Origin of the sequence: Mumia sp. zg.B17 (assembly GCF_019550915.1) — a bacterium.
Lineage (GTDB): Bacteria > Actinomycetota > Actinomycetes > Propionibacteriales > Nocardioidaceae > Mumia.
This window is the reverse complement of record NZ_JAHWCI010000007.1, coordinates 17,016-35,550: the sequence shown is the minus strand read 5'-3', so window position 1 is coordinate 35,550 and position 18,535 is coordinate 17,016. Positions and strand designations below refer to the sequence as shown.

At 71.7% G+C, this 18,535-nt stretch carries 15 protein-coding genes; 9 read left to right on the top strand and 6 right to left on the bottom strand.

The features are described 5' to 3' along the window. Positions 1-21 precede the first annotated feature (21 nt). Entirely contained in the window at positions 22-324 is a 303-nt protein-coding gene (locus KV097_RS12375; protein WP_220366048.1) for a DUF4333 domain-containing protein, read from the bottom strand. A gap of 135 nt (positions 325-459) precedes the next feature. Between KV097_RS12375 and KV097_RS12370 the strand changes: the two genes are divergently transcribed. Continuing rightward, positions 460-1,425, top strand: coding sequence for a carbamate kinase (locus KV097_RS12370; RefSeq protein ID WP_220346406.1), 966 nt, complete (start codon positions 460-462; stop codon positions 1,423-1,425). 52 nt (positions 1,426-1,477) lie between these two features. Beyond that, positions 1,478-2,584, top strand: a complete 1,107-nt coding sequence (locus KV097_RS12365; RefSeq protein ID WP_220343915.1) for a ring-opening amidohydrolase — start codon at positions 1,478-1,480, stop codon at positions 2,582-2,584. Between the two features lie 5 nt (positions 2,585-2,589). On the opposite strand, the gene KV097_RS12360 is transcribed toward KV097_RS12365, so the two are convergent. Further along, positions 2,590-3,468, bottom strand: coding sequence for an alpha/beta fold hydrolase (locus KV097_RS12360; RefSeq protein WP_220366047.1), 879 nt, complete (start codon positions 3,466-3,468; stop codon positions 2,590-2,592). Then, positions 3,465-4,223 carry an SDR family oxidoreductase gene (locus KV097_RS12355; RefSeq protein ID WP_220366046.1) on the bottom strand — a complete coding sequence of 253 codons (759 nt, stop codon included), beginning with the start codon at positions 4,221-4,223 and terminating at the stop codon, positions 3,465-3,467. Before KV097_RS12355 ends, KV097_RS12360 begins: the two co-directional genes overlap by 4 nt. Positions 4,224-4,455: 232 nt before the next feature. Between KV097_RS12355 and KV097_RS12350 the strand changes: the two genes are divergently transcribed. Further along, the gene (locus KV097_RS12350; RefSeq protein WP_220366045.1) at positions 4,456-5,157 is read left to right on the top strand and encodes a L,D-transpeptidase; all 702 of its coding nucleotides are present in this window, start codon (positions 4,456-4,458) and stop codon (positions 5,155-5,157) included. 123 nt (positions 5,158-5,280) lie between these two features. On the opposite strand, the gene KV097_RS12345 is transcribed toward KV097_RS12350, so the two are convergent. Next, the gene (locus tag KV097_RS12345) at positions 5,281-6,765 is read right to left on the bottom strand and encodes a DEAD/DEAH box helicase (protein WP_220346409.1); all 1,485 of its coding nucleotides are present in this window, start codon (positions 6,763-6,765) and stop codon (positions 5,281-5,283) included. A gap of 318 nt (positions 6,766-7,083) precedes the next feature. Here KV097_RS12345 and KV097_RS12340 point away from each other — a divergent pair, with 318 nt between their 5' ends. Beyond that, positions 7,084-7,791 carry a ferritin-like fold-containing protein gene (locus KV097_RS12340; protein ID WP_220366044.1) on the top strand — a complete coding sequence of 236 codons (708 nt, stop codon included), beginning with the start codon at positions 7,084-7,086 and terminating at the stop codon, positions 7,789-7,791. A 49-nt stretch (positions 7,792-7,840) separates the two neighbouring features. Here the strand turns inward: KV097_RS12340 and KV097_RS12335 are convergent, their stop codons facing one another. Both KV097_RS12335 and KV097_RS12330 read right to left on the bottom strand, forming a co-directional pair. After that, complete coding sequence (locus KV097_RS12335) at positions 7,841-8,089, bottom strand: DUF3107 domain-containing protein (RefSeq protein ID WP_308289417.1); 249 nt, start codon at positions 8,087-8,089, stop codon at positions 7,841-7,843. An 88-nt stretch (positions 8,090-8,177) separates the two neighbouring features. After that, positions 8,178-8,816 carry a TetR/AcrR family transcriptional regulator gene (locus KV097_RS12330; protein ID WP_220343921.1) on the bottom strand — a complete coding sequence of 213 codons (639 nt, stop codon included), beginning with the start codon at positions 8,814-8,816 and terminating at the stop codon, positions 8,178-8,180. Between the two features lie 248 nt (positions 8,817-9,064). Here KV097_RS12330 and moeZ point away from each other — a divergent pair, with 248 nt between their 5' ends. The 5 genes from moeZ (at position 9,065) to KV097_RS12305 (ending at position 18,527) form a co-directional block, all read left to right on the top strand. Next, a complete protein-coding gene (gene moeZ / locus KV097_RS12325; RefSeq protein ID WP_220343922.1) occupies positions 9,065-10,240 on the top strand; it encodes an adenylyltransferase/sulfurtransferase MoeZ in 1,176 nt (391 codons plus the stop codon). A gap of 188 nt (positions 10,241-10,428) precedes the next feature. Continuing rightward, positions 10,429-11,400 carry a type IV toxin-antitoxin system AbiEi family antitoxin domain-containing protein gene (locus KV097_RS12320; protein ID WP_220366043.1) on the top strand — a complete coding sequence of 324 codons (972 nt, stop codon included), beginning with the start codon at positions 10,429-10,431 and terminating at the stop codon, positions 11,398-11,400. Between the two features lie 153 nt (positions 11,401-11,553). Then, positions 11,554-11,895 carry an MGMT family protein gene (locus tag KV097_RS12315; protein ID WP_220343924.1) on the top strand — a complete coding sequence of 114 codons (342 nt, stop codon included), beginning with the start codon at positions 11,554-11,556 and terminating at the stop codon, positions 11,893-11,895. Positions 11,896-11,907: 12 nt separating this feature from the next. After that, positions 11,908-15,258 (top strand): ATP-dependent DNA helicase, encoded by a 3,351-nt coding sequence (locus KV097_RS12310; RefSeq protein WP_220366042.1) that lies wholly within the window; start codon positions 11,908-11,910, stop codon positions 15,256-15,258. Further along, positions 15,255-18,527 (top strand): ATP-dependent DNA helicase, encoded by a 3,273-nt coding sequence (locus tag KV097_RS12305; RefSeq protein ID WP_220366041.1) that lies wholly within the window; start codon positions 15,255-15,257, stop codon positions 18,525-18,527. The genes KV097_RS12310 and KV097_RS12305 overlap by 4 nt, the downstream gene beginning before the upstream one ends. Positions 18,528-18,535 lie beyond the last annotated feature (8 nt).

The following is an 18,535-nucleotide window of genomic DNA, read 5'->3' as shown; positions in this document are numbered from 1 at the left end:
GCGCATCCTCGCGGCGGTTGGTCAGTCGCCGTCGTCGAGCGCGAACTTCAGCTTCGCGACACCGTTCTCGAGGCTGACGACGCGGACCGTCATCGAGTACTCCTTGTTGCTGCCGTTGGGGTCGGACAGGGTGCAGTCCATCGTCGCGCCGGCACGCGACTCCAGGTCGTCGGGGCAGTCGACGACCGGCGCGAGCCCGATCTGCTTGCCCATCTCCTCCGACGCCTTCTCCTCCACGGACTTCTCGGACATGGGCGCATGCCCGCAGCCGGCGAGGAGCGTCAGCGCGAGGGGCACCAGCACGAGAGTGCGGCGTCGTGGCATGCGCACAGGGTAATCTGCGGTGTCCCGGCGAGGAGAACGGGTCCCGCCCTGCTGGTCAAGGTGTGACGGGCCGACGCCGCCGCGTTGGCGATCTTCGCCAGTGCCGACACCGACATACGCCCCTAGATTCGTCGCATGCGCCTCGTCATCGCCCTCGGCGGCAACGCCATGACCGCGCCAGACGGGTCTGTCGGTCCCGAGGACCAGCGCACGGCGATCCTCGAGTCCATGCGCAGCGTCGCCGACCTCGTCGAGGCGGGGCACGAGATCGTCCTGACCCACGGCAACGGCCCTCAGGTGGGCAACCTGCTGCTCAAGAACGAGATGGCCGCCAACGTTGTGCCCCCCGTCCCGCTGGACTGGTGCGTCGCGCAGACCCAGGCGACGATCGGCCGGCTGATCCTCGACACCCTCGACGAGGAGCTCGGACGTCGTGGCCACCACGCGCGCAGCGCCGTTCTGGTGTCGCGCACCCTGGTAGACCGCGATGACCCCGGTTTCCTCGTGCCGACCAAGCCGATCGGCCGCTACGCCAGCGGGGCGGAGGCCGCGGCCATGCGGGCGCACGGCCAGCGGTGGGTCGAGGTCCCGGGTCGCGGCTGGCGCCGGGTCGTCGCCTCGCCAGAGCCGCGGGCGGTCCTCGAGATCCCCGCCGTGCGCACCCTGCTGGCCGACGGGTTCGTCGTCGTCTGCGCCGGCGGCGGTGGCATCCCGACCGTGCACACGTCGGGCTCGTACGTCGGGGTGGAGGCGGTCATCGACAAGGACCTCACTGCGGCGCTCCTGGCCGAGCGGATCGAGGCCGACGGCCTCGTGATCGGGACGAACGTCGACGCGGCCGTCCTCGGCTTCGGCACACCGCAGGCCGAGCCCATCGGAGCGATCAGCGTCTCGGAGATCCGGAGGCTCGCGGCGACCGGCGCCTTCGCGGCCGGATCGATGGGGCCGAAGGTCGAGGCGGTGGCGCGGTTCGCGTCGCACACGGGCCGTACCGGCGTCATCACCTCCCTGCCCCGCATCGGCGAGGCCGTCGCTGGGCGCACCGGCACCCGCGTGAGCCCCGACCCGCTGACCGTCCAGGCCCCGCAGCCGACCGGCTGAGCCGTCGCGACGCCGCCCCGACCACCGACGTACCCCAACCGAGAGGAACGCCATGCCAGCAGCGATCGAAGTCCGCAAGGTCCCGATCCACTCCGTCGCCGACGCCAGCGAGCTCGAGAAGCTGATCGCGGACAACGTGATCGAGGCCGACCGCGTCATCGCGATCATCGGCAAGACCGAGGGCAACGGCGGCGTCAACGACTACACGCGGATCATCGCCGACCGGGCGTTCCGAGAAGTCCTCGTCGCCCAGGGCTCGCGCTCCGCGGCGGAGGTCAAGGAGATCCCCATCGTCTGGTCCGGCGGCACCGACGGGGTCATCAGCCCGCACGCGACGATCTTCGCTACGCTGCCCGACGGTTCGGTCGAGGCGAGCGAGGAGCCCCGGCTCAGCGTCGGCTTCGCGATGAGCGACGTGCTGCTGCCCGAGGAGATCGGGCGCACCGCGATGATCGAGAAGGTCGCTGCCGCGGTGACGGTCGCCGTCGAGCGTGCAGGCATCACCGACGCCGCCGACGTGCACTACGTCCAGACCAAGACACCGCTGCTCACGATCGACACCATCCGCGACGCCACGTCGCGCGGAGAGTCGGTGTGGACCGAGGACACGCTCGCGTCGATGGACCTCTCGAACGGCACGACGGCGCTCGGCGTCGCGGTCGCGCTCGGTGAGATCGAGATGCCGACCGACGCGGACGTCCTCAAGGACCGTCGGCTCTTCTCGTCGGTGGCCTCCTGCTCCTCAGGAGTCGAGCTCGACCGTGCCCAGGTCGTGGTGGTGGGCAACGTGCGCGGGATCGGTGGCCGCTACCGGATCGGTCACGCGGTCATGGACGACGCGCTCGACGCGGACGGCATCTGGGACGCGATCCGCTCGGCCGGGCTGGACCTGCCGGAGCGCCCGCGGACGAGCGACCTCGACGACCGGCTCGTCAACGTCTTCCTCAAGTGCGAGGCGAGCCAGGACGGCATGGTGCGCGGTCGTCGCAACGCGATGCTCGACGACTCCGACGTCCACTGGCACCGTCAGATCAAGGCCGCGGTCGGTGGCGTCACCGCCGCGGTGACCGGTGACCCTGCCGTGTTCGTCTCCGTCTCGGCGGCGCACCAGGGTCCGGACGGTGGCGGGCCGGTCGCGGCCATCGTCGACGCGGGCTGAGGGCGTCAGAGGCCGGGGCGCTCCCACGCCCGCAGCAGGAACGCCGCCGTCGCCTCCGGTGCGTCCGCGGCGGGGGAGTGCCCCGTGCCGGAGATGACCACGACGTCGGTGCCGAGGCGCGCGGCCATCGCGTCCTGGGCCGAGTGCGGCCACGCATCGTCGTCGGCGCCGCGGCCGACGGCGACCGGCACCTCGGTCGCCGCGAGTGCGTCGACCTGGTCCGGAGCGTCGAGCAGGCACGCGGCGATCGCGCAGAGCGACTCGGGGGAGCTGGCCACGAACCGAGTCCGCTGGAAGTCGCGCACGCCGGGCGCGGCGTCGGGGTCGGTCTCCTGGCTCTCGAACACCGCCTCCAGGCCGAGGGCGGGGACGGCGACGAGGAAGGACTCCAGCCTCCGCGTGGACCCCTCGGGGTCGTTCGCGAGCCCCCTCACGACGGGATGCCTGAACCCTGCCGGACCCGAGCAGAGCAGAGTCAGGCTCCGCCAGGCCGACGCGTCGTCGAGCACGGCGTGCTGGGCGACCAGACCCCCGAACGAGTGGCCGACGAGGTGCGAGCGCCCGTGCGGCGCCAGGGCCTCCTGGACGGCGAGCGCGTCGGCGGCGAACCCCCACAGCGAGTAGTCGTCGTCCGGGTCGCCCGCCGTCTCGTACTGACCGCGCTGGTCGTACGCCGTCGCGTGCCAGCCTGCCGCGGCGAGCGCGGGGAGGATGGCCGAGAAGTCTTCTTTGCTTCCGGTGAACCCGGGCGCGAGGAGCACGTGTCCCCGTCTCGACGTGCCGGGCGGGACGCGGGCGTCGAGCGCGGCGAACGCCCCTCGAGGCGTCTCGATGACCCGCGAGCTCACGACCTGGGCCGCGACCTGGGCGTCGGCCACGGTCATTCGGCGAGCTTCCGGCCCCGTTTGGCGACCGCGGCGACCAGACCGGCCGGCGCGTAGCGGGCGATCGCGCCCAGCACCTTGTAGCGCACGGTCGGGATGGAGAGCGGCCTGCCCTTGGCGAGGTCGGCGAGGGCCCCCTGCACCTGCTGCTCCGCACTGGTCCACATCCAGCGGGGGACGTCGCTCGGGTCGACGCCCATGCGCTGGTGGAACTCGGTACGGACGAAGCCGGGGCACAGCGCGGTCGTCACGACGCCCTCGCGGGCGTACTGGATGTTCATCCACTGGCTCAGGTTGACGATCCACGCCTTGTGCGCGGAGTAGGTGCCACGCGGTGTGAACGCGGCGATGCTCGCGACGTTGAGGATCTGCCCGGAACCGCGCGGACGCATCACCTCCAGCGCCGCGGCCATCAGGTCCATCGGTGCCTTCACCATCAGGTCGAGCTGGGCGTCCTCGTCGGCCACGTCGGTGTCTCCGAAGAACTTCCCGATCGACGAGCCCGCGTTGTTGACGAGGAGGTCGATGCGGTGCTCGCGGACGGCCTCGGCGACGCGGGCCGCCCCTTCGCGGGTGGCCAGGTCAGCAGGCACGACGTAGACGGTGCGGCCGACTAGGCGGAGCTCACCAGCCAGCCGGTCGAGGCGTGCCTCGTCCCGCGCCACGAGCACGAGATCGTCCCCGCGACGCGCGAGCTCGCGGGCGAACGCGAGCCCGATCCCTGATGTGGCGCCCGTCACGAGTGCGAGAGACATGGGCAGATCTTCGCAGATCGTGGCGAGGCGCGGCGGCGAACCCTGGCTACGGGTCGGTGCGCCGTTCGCGGAGGATCTCGCCCCTCCGTCGACGCGGACCTCGGTGGCCCGTACGCTGACCAGCGTGACCGTGCGCCGTGATCGTTCCGTGACATCCTCGGGGCGTCACAGCGCACGAAGGCGGCCGCGGAGGCACTGGCCGCGCTGGACGGCCGCCATCCTGGCGGGCGGCATGGCGGCGACGGTGTTCGCGCTTCACGAGGACCTCGTTCCAGAGATCGGGATCGACGCGTTGGTGAAGCCTGCCGGAGCGGCCCCCGTCGGTGGGTTCGACGCCGCAGGACCAGCGGTCTACCCGCCCGCTGCGCCCTCGGTCGGTGACGCGCAGGTCGCCCCGCCGGCAGCCCCCGTCCAGGGTCCCGTCCAGGGTCCCGTCCAGGGTCCGACGGTCCCGCCGTCGGTGTCCCCGTCGTCTCAGACGACGCCGACCCCCGGCGCCACCGCCACGTCGGCGCGCGCCTCGCAGGCGCCGCTCCCGGCACGGTCGGGGAAGGGACGGCGGATCGTCTTCTCGATGAGCGAGCAACGGGTCTGGCTCGTCCGCAAGGACGGTCGGACCGCACGGACGTATGAGGTCTCCGGCAGCAAGCTCGACAACCTCGGCCCCGGCAGGTACGAGGTCTACTCGCGGTCGAGACACGCCACGTCGTACGACCTGGGCAGCACCATGGAGTACTTCGTGCGCTTCACACGCGGCGTCAACGCGCCGATCGGGTTCCACACCATCCCGGTCGACGGCGACGGCAGACCGGTGCAGACGCGCAAGCAGCTCGGGACGCCTCTCTCGTCCGGGTGCGTGCGGCAGCATCGTCCGGACGCGATCGCTCTGTGGGAGTTCGCTCCGGTCGGGACGGTCGTGGTCGTCGTCGCGTGAGCCGCCCTTCGGGTCGCCGCGCGAACGCCGTACGAGCCGCCCTTCGGGTCGCCGCACGAACGACGAAGCACCCACCGCACAGGTGCGGTGGGTGCTCGGTACGTCAGGTCGCCGGCGAGTGCGTCAGGCGTCAGCGGCGGGTGCACCGGCGCTCTCGGCGCCGTCGGTCCGACCCTCGCCGCCGTCTCCCGACGGGCGACGACGACGGCGCCGGCGTCGGGGGGTGGCCTCACCGGACGGCGAGTCGTCGCCCGCTGGCGGAGCGCTCGGGGCTCCGGTCGTGGCCGTCACGGCCGTCGTCGTGCTCTCGCCCGACTCGGTGACAGGCTCGCCGCCGCGGGTACGGCGCCGGTTGCGGTTGCGACGGGGACGGTCGCTGGCGCCGCCCTCTGCGCCACCGTCACGCTCGGAGCCGCGTGCTCCCGAACCCGATCGAGAGCCCGAGCCCGAGCGAGGGCGGTCGGCCTTCGGGGCCGGCGCTGACGGCGGCACGATGCGTCCGGTGACGTCGCTCGGGATGCCGAGGTCGTGGAAGAAGTGCTCCGACGTCGAGTACGTCTCCAGCGGCTCGTCGAACGGGAGCCCGAGGTCGCGGTTGATGGTCTTCCACCGCGCGATGTCGGCCCAGTCGACGAACGTGACCGCGTTGCCGCTCTTGCCGGCGCGCCCGGTCCGGCCGATCCGGTGGACGTAGGTGTTGGAGTCCTCCGGGCAGCTGTAGTTGATGACGTGCGTGACGTCGGCGACGTCGATGCCTCGCGCGGCGACGTCGGTCGCGACCAGCGCGTCGACCTTGCCCTCACGGAACTTCTTCATCGCCTTCTCGCGCGCCACCTGCGCCATATCACCGTGCAGAGGGGCGGCGTTGAAGCCGCGCTCGGCCAGGTCGTCGGCGAGGCGCTGCGCCGCACGCTTGGTGCGGGTGAACACGACCGCGCGACCGAAGTCCTTGGCCTGCATGATGCGGGCCACCATCTCGGGCTTGTCGAGGTCGTGGGCCTGGAAAACGAACTGCGCCGTCGCCGGCACCATCGAGGAGTCGGTGCTGGACTCCGCGCGGATGTTGACCGGGTGACGCATGTGCGTGCGGGCGAGCGCCACGATCGCACCCGGCATGGTCGCCGAGAAGAGCATCGTCTGGCGCAGCTCGGGCGTGCGCGAGATCAGGGCCTCGACGTCGGGGAGGAACCCGAGGTCGAGCATCTCGTCGGCCTCGTCGAGGACGAGCGCCTTGACGTGGGACAGGTCGAGCGAGCGACGCTTGGCCAGGTCGAGAAGACGCCCCGGCGTGCCGATGACGATCTCGACACCCCGCTCGAGAGCCTCGAGCTGCGGCTCGTACGGGACGCCGCCGTAGACGGTCAGCACCCGCGTGCCGCGCTTGACCGAGGCGGCAGAGACGTCGGCGGAGACCTGGAGCGCGAGCTCACGGGTCGGCGCGATGATGAGCGCCTGCGGCTTGCCAGGGGCGCTGAGCATCTCGAACTCGGGGTCGTGCGGTGCGATGGCCCGCTGCACGACGGGGATGCCGAAGGCGAGGGTCTTGCCCGTACCGGTACGGGCCTGTCCGATCAGGTCGTTCCCCAGCAGTGCGATGGGGAGCGTCATCTCCTGGATCGGGAATGCGTCGGTGATGCCCTGGGTCTCCAGGGCATCGGCGATCTCCGGGAGAACGCCCAGGTCTTTGAACGTAGTCAGGGGTCTTCTCGATTTCTTGTCGATCGTGCCGCGCGTCTTTGGCGGCCTGGTCTCCTGAGGTCGTGGCGGCGGAGCGTCGACGTTCGACGCGCTGCTCGGCGGCGACCGCGCGGCCCGGCGACAGAAGGTCCGAGGGACCGTGATCCATGCCTGGGCATTACCACTCTATCCCCAGCGCCTGACGGCACGGGCGCGGCTCGACGTACCGGCGATGGCTACTCTTCGATCATGGCCGACTCGACGACCCCCTCCGAGACCTCCGCAGCGTTCGACGACCCGATCTATCGCGAGGGTGTGGTCGAGCTGCTCGGCGTCATCGCGTACGGGGAGCTGTCGGCCTTCGAGCGGCTGGCCGAGGACGCCACGCTGGCGCCGACGCTGCGCGACAAGGCCGAGCTTGCCCAGATGGCCAACGTCGAGCTCGGTCACTTCCTGGGGCTGCGCGACCGGCTGGCCGCGCTGGGCGTCGACCCGTACGAGGCGATGACGCCGTTCGAGGAGACCTTCACCCGTTTCCATGCCAAGACCGCCCCCTCCGACTGGTTCGAAGGGCTCGTGAAGGCGTACGTCGGCGACGGGCTGGCCGCCGACTTCTATCGGGAGATCGCCGCCTACCTGGATGTCGACACGCGCGCGCTCGTCCTCAACAGCCTGGCTGGCACCGGCGACTCCGACTTCGTGGTGGCACGGGTGCGAGAGGCGATCGCGGCCGACCCGTCGATCTCGGGACGGTTGGCGCTGTGGGGACGCCGACTGATGGGCGAGGCGCTGAGCCAGGCGCAGCTGGTGGCCGCGGAGCACGACGGGCTCACGGCCGTGCTGGTCGGTGCCTACGACCGCGGCAACGGGATGGACCTGGCCGCGATCGGGCGGATGTTCGCGCGGATGACGGAGAACCACGCCGCGCGGATGGCCGAGCTCGGGCTGGACTCCTGAGCCCGGCCCCCACGGGGCGTGCGTGTCGTGCGGGTGGTGCCGGTCAGGCTCAGGACTCGCCGAAGCCGACGCGCCGGCCGGACTCCCCGGAGAACTCGAGATAGCTGACCTTCTCGACCGGGACGACCACGCTGCGTCCGCGGTCGTCGCTCAGTGCGAGGAGCCCGTCGCCCGAGCCTGCGTCCTTGAACGCCTGCAGGATCGCTTCCTTGGTCTCCGTGGTCTCGAGCGACAGCTCGCGGGGGCTGTGCTGCACGCCGATCCGTACGTCCACGTCATGGCCTCTCTTCTGTGTCACGGGCACCTCCACGGACGGGAGGCAGGTTCACGCTATCTCGCGGTGCGCAGCGAGAGCACGGGCGTCTGCTGCCCGCGTACGGCGCCGCTCAGCGACCGTCGGGCTCGTCGGTGCGGGGGAACCCGCCGATGCCGCGCCACGACAGCGCGCTCACCATGGCGACGGCCTCCTCCTTGGACAGCGCCGAGCCCTGGTCGAGCCAGTAGCGCGCCCCGACGTGCGCCATCCCGACGAGGCTGACCGCGAGCAGCTCCGACGCAACCGCCGGGAGCCCGGTGTCGTCGTGGATGACCGCGGCGACGGCCTCGGCTGTCTCGGTGTTGACGCGGTCGACGCGGCGGCGCACCTCGGGCTCGTTGGTGACGTCGGACTCGAAGACGAGCCGGAACGCGGCCTGGTCGCTCGCGACGTAGCTGTAGAAGACGTCGATGGTCGCCTGGACACGGGCCTTGTTGTCCTCGGTCGAGGCGAGCGCGTCGCGCACGGACTCGACGACCGTGTCGCACGCGGAGTCGAGAAGGGCGAGGTAGAGCTCGAGCTTGCCCGGGAAGTGCTGGTACAGGACCGGCTTGCTGACCCCTGCACGCTCGGCGATGTCGTCCATGGCGGCGGCGTGGTAGCCGTTGTCGACGAAGACCTCGCGAGCCGCCTCGAGGAGCTGGGCCCGCCGGGCGCTGCGAGGGAGGCGTCCGCCGCGCGGGCGTGGAGCGGTCGTGGTGTCGGTCACGTGCCCGATCGTATCCCGCTAGGTCGTCTTGCCGAGTTGAGGCGCGGACAAGCGGGACGTACCGGACGGTCTCGCGACCCCGCCGACCGTGTCCGGAGCGTAAGACGGGTGTCCGGTCTCCGGGACGTGCCGGGCATGATGGAGGAGGGCCGGAGAGCCGCGGGAACACCGCGCCACCGCATGGTGTTGACGACATCAGCGGGTCTCCTGGACCCGATGAGAGCAACGCACCCGACCGAGGAGACCTCGTGGCACTAGCACCCCTGGTCGAGCCCGCCGACGAGCTGACCGTCGACGAGGTTCGCCGCTACAGCCGGCATCTGATCATCCCCGACGTCGGGATGGCCGGCCAGAAGAGGCTCAAGAACGCGAAGGTCCTGGTGATCGGTGCCGGGGGTCTCGGCAGCCCCGCGCTGCTGTACCTCGCGGCGGCCGGTGTCGGCACGCTCGGCATCATCGACTTCGACACCGTCGACGAGTCCAACCTGCAGCGTCAGGTGATCCACGGCCAGAGTGACATCGGCAAGTCCAAGGCCCTCTCGGCCAAGGAGTCGGTCGCCGAGATCAACCCGTACGTGAACGTGATCCTCCACGAGGAGCGCCTCGACGTCGACAACGTGCTGGACATCTTCTCCGGCTACGACCTGATCCTCGACGGCACCGACAACTTCGCGACCCGTTACCTCGTCAACGACGCGGCCGTGATCCTGGGCAAGCCGTACGTGTGGGGCTCGATCTACCGCTTCGAGGGCCAGGTCTCGGTGTTCTGGGCCCAGGAGGGTCCTCAGTACCGCGACCTCTACCCCGAGCCGCCGCCGCCGGGCATGGTCCCGTCCTGCGCCGAGGGTGGCGTGCTCGGCGTGCTGTGCGCGTCGATCGGCTCGGTCATGGTCAACGAGGCCATCAAGCTGATCACCGGGATCGGTGACCCGCTGGTCGGCCGGCTGCTGGTGTTCGACGCGCTGGAGATGCGTTGGACCGAGCTCAAGGTCCGCCGCGACCCCAACGCGGAGCCGCCGACGGAGCTGCTCGAGGACTACGAGGCGTTCTGCGGGGTGCTCTCGGACGACGCCGCGGAGGCCGCGGCCGACTCGACGATCTCCGTGACGACGCTGGCGAGCTGGCTCAAGGAGCGCGAGGAGGGTTCGCGCGACTTCGTCCTGGTGGACGTGCGCGAGCCCAACGAGTACGAGATCAACAAGATCCCCGGCTCGATCCTCGTCCCGAAGGGCGAGTTCCTCGCAGGCAACGCGCTCGGACAGCTGCCTCAGGACAAGCAGGTGGTCCTCCAGTGCAAGTCGGGCGCTCGCTCGGCAGAGGTGCTGGCGATCGTCAAGGGCGCCGGCCTCGAGGACGCCGTCCACGTCGGTGGTGGCGTCGTCGCCTGGGTGAACCAGATCGACCCCTCGCAGCCCTCGTACTGACCCTCCCGTTTGAGGTGCTCGCACCTCGTCGCGCACGATCCCACCCCGAATTCGGGGTGGGATCGTCGCGTTTCCGGTGTGAGCACCTCAAACGAGTCCGCTCTAAGCGGTGTGGACCACCGAGCGGACGCCGTGCACGCTGTGGATTCGGCACGCACGCCGGACACCTGATCCGCCACGGTCGGGTGATGCACCCTGACGCTCTGGTCGCGCTCGAGATGCTCGCGGCAGCCCGCGGTGGCTACTTCCTGCGCTCTGACGTCCGCGACATCGGGCTCGACACGACCTCGCTCGGGTCTCTCTGCAGGTCCGGGGTGATCCGCCGCATCCGCCACGGCACGTACGTCTTCGCGGAGCACGACGACGAACTCGGTGCTGACGAGCAGTACGCCGTGCGGTGCCTGGCGATCGCCGACAAGCTCGCGCCGGACGCGGTCCTGTGCGGCGTGTCGTCCGCAGCGGTCCACGGGCTTCCACTCGTCGGCATCGACCGCACGTGGGTGGACGTCGTTCGCCTCGACGACCTCACGGGGCGCCGTCGGGCGGGCGTCGACCACCGGGTGTTCCCGGTGAGCGAGCCGGATCTCGTCCAGGTCAGGGGGCGGACCGTGACGTCACCGGCACGCGCCATCTGGGAGGCGGGGGTCAAGGCCCCCGCACGAAGCGCGCTCGTGCTCATGGACGACGCCCTCCACCACGGCACGGTGACACGAGACGAGCTCAAGGCGACCGGCGAGGCATTCGCCTCGTGGAAGGGCGCCCAAGGCCCGCGTCTCGCGCTGGAGCTCGCCGACGGCCGCGCCGAGTCTCCCGGAGAGTCGGTCACGCGATGGATGTTCCATGCGTGCCGCTTGCCGATGCCTGATCTCCAGTACGTCGTCCGCGATGACGACGGCACGTTCCTCGGACGATCCGACTTCGCCTGGCTCGAGCACGGGATGCTCGGGGAGTTCGACGGCAAGATCAAGTACGGTCGCGGGTTCGTCCCCGGCAAGTCGCCGGACGACGTCGTCACCGACGAGCGGACGCGCGAGAGGGCGATGTGCGGTCGTCGCCACGGGATGCTGCGCTTCCTCTGGGACGAGGTCTGGAGCCCGACCCGCGGGAACATCGCGAGGATCCGTGACGAGCTCGAGTGGGGCCGCCGCCGTTACCTGTGACGTTGGCCGCCTCCCTCGCCTCGCGTTCCCGCCGCGTTTGAGGTGCTCACACCCGAACGACGACGATCGCACCCGCAATACGGGGTGGGACCGCGGCACTTGCGGTGCGAGCACCTCAAACGCACCCGGCGCCGGCCGTGAGATCGTGGGCCCGTGAGCGAGGATGCCCCGGACCCCGACGCGTACGTCGAGGCGGTCCTGCGCATCGCCGAGCAGGTGCCTTCTGGCCACGTGGTGTCGTACGGCCAGGTGGCCGAGGCCGTGGGCCGCGGTGGCCCGCGGCAGGTCGGCCGCGTGATGGCGACGTACGGGGCAGCCGTGGCGTGGTGGCGTGTGGTCCGCGCCGACGGCACGCTCCCTGAGCCGCTTCGTGGACGTGCCCGTGAGCACTACCTCGAGGAGGGCACGCCGTTGCGGAGCCGGCTGGACCGGGACCTGCGCGTCGACATCCGCGCCGCCTCGTACGAGGTCCACGGATCTGTCGGACCGCTCTGATCGAATGGACCTATGACGGACCACCCCCGGCGACCGGCGTACGCGCTGGTCCCCCCGCCTGCCGGACGAGCGCCCGCGCCCGTGCTCGACCCCCACCAGCAGGCGGTCGTCGACCACGAGGGAGGCCCTCTCCTCGTGCTGGCCGGCCCGGGGACAGGCAAGACGACCACGCTCGTGGAGACGGTGGTCGACCGCATCGAGCGGCGCGGGCTCCGGCCCGAGCAGGCGCTGGTGCTGACGTTCAGCCGCAAGGCCGCCGAGGAGCTCCGTCACCGCATCGCCACCCGCCTCGACCGGACGGTCGCGACGCCGCTCGCGACCACGTTCCACTCGTTCTGCTACGGCCTGGTGCGGGAGTTCCAGGACCCCAAGAGCTACTCCGAGCCGCTCCAGCTGCTGTCGGCGTCGGAGTCCGACACCCGCATCCGCGAGCTGGTCCTCGGCGGGCTGGACGACCGGACGGTCCCGTGGCCGACGCGGCTCGGCCCCGCCCTGCGGACGCGGGGCTTCGCCGTGGAGCTCGAGCGGCTGATGACCCGCACCCGTGCCCTCGGCCTCGATCCGGTCGACCTGGCCGCGGCCGGTGCGGTGGCCGGACGCGCCGACTGGGATGCCGCAGCACGGTTCTTCGAGGACTACCTCGACGTCCTCGACGCCCAGAACCTCATCGACTACGCCGAGCTGGTCCACCGAGCCGGCCTCGTCGTCGCCGACCCCGAGCACCAGCCGGCGCTGCGTGAGCGGTTCCCCTTCGTCATCGTCGACGAGTACCAAGACACCGACCCCGCTCAGGTCGCCCTCCTGCAGGCTCTGGCGGGGGACGGGCGCGACCTGGTCGTCGTCGGTGATCCGGACCAGTCGATCTACGCGTTCCGCGGAGCAGAGGTCTCGGCGATCCTCGGCTTCGCCGACGCCTTCCGGACCCGTGAGGGTGCCCCCGCGGCCGTGTGTTCCCTGCGACGCACCCGGCGGTTCGGCCCGCGCATCCTCGCCGCCTCGCGTGAGGTCGCCCGGCGCATCCCCCTCGGGCCCCTCGCGGTGCAGGCGCGCGCATTTCGAGACCCGGAGCCGAGCCCGGTCGGCGAGGGCGACGAGGTGTGGGTGCGGACGTTCGCCGACTCCGCCTCCGAGGCCGAGCACCTCGCGCTGATGCTGCGACGCGCGCACCTCGAGGAGGGTCTGGACTGGGATGACATGGCGGTGCTCGTCCGCTCCGGCGCCGCGATGCCTCGCCTCCAGCGGGCACTCCAGGCCGCGGGGGTCCCTGTCGAGGTGGCCGGTGCGGAGGTTCCGCTGCGCACGGAGCCCGCCGTGGCCGCCCTGCTCGCGGCGTTGCACCTCGCGGTCGCGCTCGCCGAGCAACGTCAGCCCGATCCCGAGAGCGTCGAGCGGTTTCTCACTGGTCCGCTCGGCGACCTCGACGCGGCCGAGCTGCGCATCCTCTGCCAGGAGCTCCGACGACGCGACGCGTACGCCGAGGACGGTGAGCGTCAGCTCCCGCGCAGCTCGCGCACGCTGCTCGTGGAGCTGCTCTTGGAGCCGCTGAGCCTTGCCCCACTGGTCGACGACGGCGGGCACGGGAGCCGTGCCGGTGACGTCGCGCGGCGCGCCTACCGCGCCTGCGCGCTCGTCTCCGAAGCCGCTCGCCTCGTCGCGGACCACGCGTCGCCCGAGCACGTGCTGTGGACCTTGTGGCGCGGGACCGGGTGGGAGGGTCGCCTGCTCGCGTCGATCGAGGGCAGGAGCCGTCCCCTCGCCGAGGAGATCGTGGCCGACCACGCCGACGCGTCCGCGGCCGCACACCGTGACCTCGATGCCGTGGTCGCCCTGTTCGCGCTGGCGGCTCGGGCCGAGGAGAGCCAGCGTCGTCGGCGCGTCGCTGCCTTCCTCGACGAGATCGCGCGCCACGAGGTTCCGGTCGACACGTTGGCCGAGCGCGGCCAGCGCGGGTCAGCCGTACGCCTGCTCACCGCGCACCGCTCCAAAGGCCTCGAGTGGGACCTGGTCGTCGTCGCCGGCGTCCAGGAGGGCACGTGGCCCGACGTCCGTCACCGCGGCACGCTGCTGGGCGCCGAACGCCTCGCAGAAGAGGCCGGTGGTGGTTCGCTCCGTCTCCCGCCGACCGCGGCGGAGCTGGTCGCGGAGGAGCGGCGCCTGTTCTACGTCGCGGTGACGCGTGCACGTCGGCGGCTGGTCGTCACGACGGTCCAGAGCTCCGATCCCGAGGGAGACCAGCCGTCGCCCTTCGTCGCCGACGTGGCGAGGCACGCCACCCACGTCTCCAGCGGCCCGGAGCGACGCCCCCGCCGTGGGCTCTCCCTCCGAGGGGTGATCGCCGAGCTGCGCGAGCTGGCCCAGCACGGCGCGACCGAGAGTGTCCGCGACGCAGCGGCACAGCGGCTCGCTACCCTCGCCGCGACGCGGTTGCCCGCGGCCGCGCCGGCCGACCCCGACACCTGGTGGGGCCTGCGCGAGGTCACCCGGTCGGAGCAGCCGGTCCGGACCCTCGACGAGCCGGTGCGCCTGTCTGGCAGCTCGCTCGACGCCATCACCTCGTGCTCGCTGTCGTGGTTCCTCACGCACGAGGCCAAGGGCGAGGCCGTGAGCTCGACGGCTCAGGGCTTCGGACTCCTGGTGCACGCCTTGGCCGCAGACGTCGTCCAGGGCGGCTCCGCGGCTGATCCCGCGGCCCTCGACGCCGCCCTCGACGTGGTGTGGGACCGTCTAGCCTACGCCGCACCCTGGGTGGCCCGGCGTGAGCGCGACGAGGCCCGGGCGGCGATCGGTCGGTTCGCGCAGTGGCACGCGGAGCAGGAGCAGGCGGCGCGACGACGTCCGCTCGCCGCCGAGCACGCCTTCGAGGTGCGGCTGCCGGTCGCCGGCGAGGAGGTGGTTCTCCGCGGATCGATGGACCGCGTCGAGGTCGACGTCGACGGGCTCGTGCACGTGGTCGACTTCAAGACGGGCAAGCGCGCTCCCACCGGCAGCGAGATCACCGAGCACGCGCAGCTCGGCGTCTACCAGCTCGCGGTCGAGCACGGGGCCGCCGACCCGTTGCTCCGGCGCCGTGCGCGCAGCGGCGGGGCGGAGCTCGTCCACCTGCGGCTGCCCGAGTCGGCCAAACGTGCGACCGCTCCCAAGGTCCAGCCCCAGGACGCGCCGCGCGAGGAGGACGCCTTCTTCGCCTACGCCCTCCTCGAGGATGCGGTGCGCACCATCCGGACGGAGCAGTGGGTCGCGACACCCAGCCCCAAGGCCTGCCAGTTCTGCCAGTTCGCGCGGATGTGCCCCGCCAAGCCGGAGGGTGCGTCGGTCCTCGATGCCGTGGCCCCAGCACCCGCTGCCGAGGAGGAGGCCTCATGACGGCAACCGCCGTGGAGGTCCCGCAGCTGATCCACGACGCCGACCACCTCCGTGCGCTCCTCGGCATCCCGTTCTCCACCGAGCAGATGGCCGCCATCCAGGCGCCGACCGACCGCCCGAGCGCGATCATCGCCGGTGCCGGCTCGGGCAAGACGACGGTCATGGCCGCCCGCGTGGTGTGGCTGGTGGGGCACGAGGGCGTCCTCCCGGGATCGGTCCTCGGACTCACCTTCACCAACAAGGCCGCCTCCGAGCTCGCGCACCGCGTCCGGCAGGCGCTGGAGACGCTGGCGCGCGAGGCCGGGGTGCCCGACCTGCTCGAGCGCTACGGCACGCCGACCGTCTCGACCTACCACGCGTACGCCGGCACGCTGATCACCGAGTACGGGCTGCTGCTCGGCTACGAGCCCGACCTGCGGATCACCACCGACGCGTCCCGGTTCCAGCGGGCGTTCCGGGCCATCGCCTCCTATCCGGGTTCGCTCGCCCACGCGACGACCTCGATGCCCGACCTGATCGGCCACGTCCTGGGGCTCGACGGGCAGATGGCCGAGCACCTGGTCTCACCCGACGACGTCCGCCGCTGTGACGCAGAGATACGGGTCGACGTCGAGCGAGCGACGGTCGAGATGCGCAAGGTCAGGCTCCACGACGACCTCGCCGACACCACCCGCCGCCGCGACGAGCTCGTGACGCTCGTCGAGCGCTACCGAGCAGCCAAGGCGGAGGACGGCGTCGTCGACTTCTCCGATCAGATGGAGCGCGGCGCACGGCTCGCGGTCGAGTGCCCGGAGGTGTCGCAGTCGCAGCGCGAGCGGTTCTCGGTGGTGCTGCTCGACGAATACCAGGACACCTCGGTCGCCCAGCGCGACATGCTTCGAGGGCTCTTCTCCGGTGAGCCCGGAGACGGGCTCGGCCACTGCGTCACCGCGGTGGGCGATCCGTGCCAGGGCATCTACGGGTGGCGCGGGGCCGCCGCGAGCAACCTGACCGCGTTCCTCGACGACTTCCCGGCCGACCCCGACCGGATCGGGGCGAGCCGGCAGCGCGATGCCGGCCGCGGCGGCCTCTTCCACCTGCGGGTCAACCGGCGCAGCAGGGCCGAGATCCTCGACGTGGCCAACCGTGTCGCCGCCCCGTACTACCACGTCACCGAAGTCGTCCGACCCCTCGTCGCCGCCGAGGGCACCGAGGGCGGCACCGTGCGCGCCGCGCTCCACGAGACCGTGGCCGACGAGATCGCCTGGATGGTCGACGAGGTGGTCGCGGCGCACGAGGGGGCTGGACAGCCGCAGACCCCGTGGTCGGAGATCGCGATCCTCGTCCGGACTCGTAGCGAGATCCCCACCATCGTCGCCGCCCTGCGTGCGCGGGGGGTCCCCGTCGAGGTCGTCGGGCTGTCGGGGCTGCTGGCTCAGCCCGAGGTCACCGACGTGCTCTCCGTGCTGCGGGTGCTTGCCGACCAGACGGCCAACGCCGCACTGCTGCGGCTCCTCACCGGGCCTCGGTGGCGCATCGGGCCACGCGACCTCGCGCTGCTGGGGCGCCGCGCCAAGCAGCTCGTAGGCCCCGTCCGCGAGGTCGCCACCACGTCGTTGGAGGAGGAGCTCGAGCGCTCTGTGCGCGGCATCGATCCCACCGAGATCGTGTCGTTGGCCGATGCGGTCGAGAGTCCCGACGACGAACGCCAGCGCCTCCCGTACTCCTCGGAGGCTCGCGCCCGTCTCGCCGAGGTGGCGCGACTCCTGCGTGGGCTCCGGCGACGTGCGAGCGGCTCGCCCGCCGACACTGCGCGGCTGGCGGTCGCGGCTCTCGGCATCGACGTCGAGCTGGCCTCCACGCCCGGGACGGCCGCCCGTGTCGCTCAGGACAACGTCACCCGCCTGCTCGACGTCATCGCCGACGTGGTCGCCACCGACCCTTCCGCCGGGCTGTCGGCAGTGCTCGCCTACCTCGACGCCGAGGAGACCTACAACGACGGCCTCGAGGTTGCCTCCCCGACGGACTCCGACGCGGTCAAGCTGCTCACGGTTCACACGGCCAAAGGGCTCGAGTGGGACGTCGTCCTCGTCCCCTTCCTCACTGCAGACACCTTCCCCTCGACCCGATCGAGGCCGGCCTGGCCGACCGTGGCGCACGCCTTGCCGCACGACCTTCGTGGGGACGGTGCCGAGCTCCCGGTCATGGCCGAGCTGAGCCGCGCCGGCGACAAGGAGTTCCGGGCAGCGATGCGAGCCGAGGCGGAGATGGAGGAGGTACGCCTCGGCTACGTCGCCTTCACCCGCGCGCGTCGCCTCCTGATCACGAGCGCGAGTCGCTGGAGCCGGACCCGCAAGGCGCCGTCAGAGCCCAGTCCGTTCCTCGAGACCGTCGCGACCTGGCTGCGCGGCCGGGGTGACGACGCCGAGCTGTGGACCCCGGAGCCGGATCAGGGCGCCGACAACCCGCTCCGTGGCCGGGTGGAGGCGGTGGCCTGGCCGGTCGAGCCCGACGAGGACGACCTCGTACGCCGGCGAGAGGCGGCCGCGCGGGTGCGGACCTACGTCGCCTCCCCGCCGGCGCCTGTCGACCTTCCTGACCCCGTCGACCCCGTCGAGGCGGCTGAGCTCGCCCGCCTGACCGAGCTCGACGGCGAGATCGAGCGGCTGCTCGCCGAGGCGCGCGAGGCCCGTGGCGACGTCGTCCAGGTGCCGCTCCCGTCGCAGATGTCCACCACGTCGTTGATGGCGATGCGCAAAGATCCCGACGCGTTCGCGCGGAGCCTGGCGCGACCGCTGCCCCGTCCGCCTGCGCCGGCAGCCCGGTTCGGCACTCGGTTCCACGCGTGGGTCGAGGCGCACTTCGGTCAGCAGACCCTGATCGGTGACGACGAGCTCCCTGGTCGGGACGAGACCGACATCGAGGACGAGATCGAGCTCGGGGACCTGATCCGTTCTTTCGAGTCGGGGCCGATGGGGGACCGCGTCCCCTACGCGATCGAGGAGCCGTTCACCCTGAGGCTCGGCGGGCAGATCGTCAGCGGGCGGATCGACGCGGTCTACCGGACGGAGGACGGCTTCGAGGTCGTCGACTGGAAGACCAACCGGGCGGCGACGGCCGACCCGCTCCAGCTGGCGGTCTACCGGCTCGCGTGGGCGGAGAAGCACGGTGTGGCGCTCGACCAGGTGACGGCCTCGTTCCACTACGTACGCCTCGGCGAGACCGTCTCGTACGCAGACCTCCCTGACCGGGTCGCGCTCGAGCATCTCGTCCATCCTGGCGACACGTAGGCTCGAGG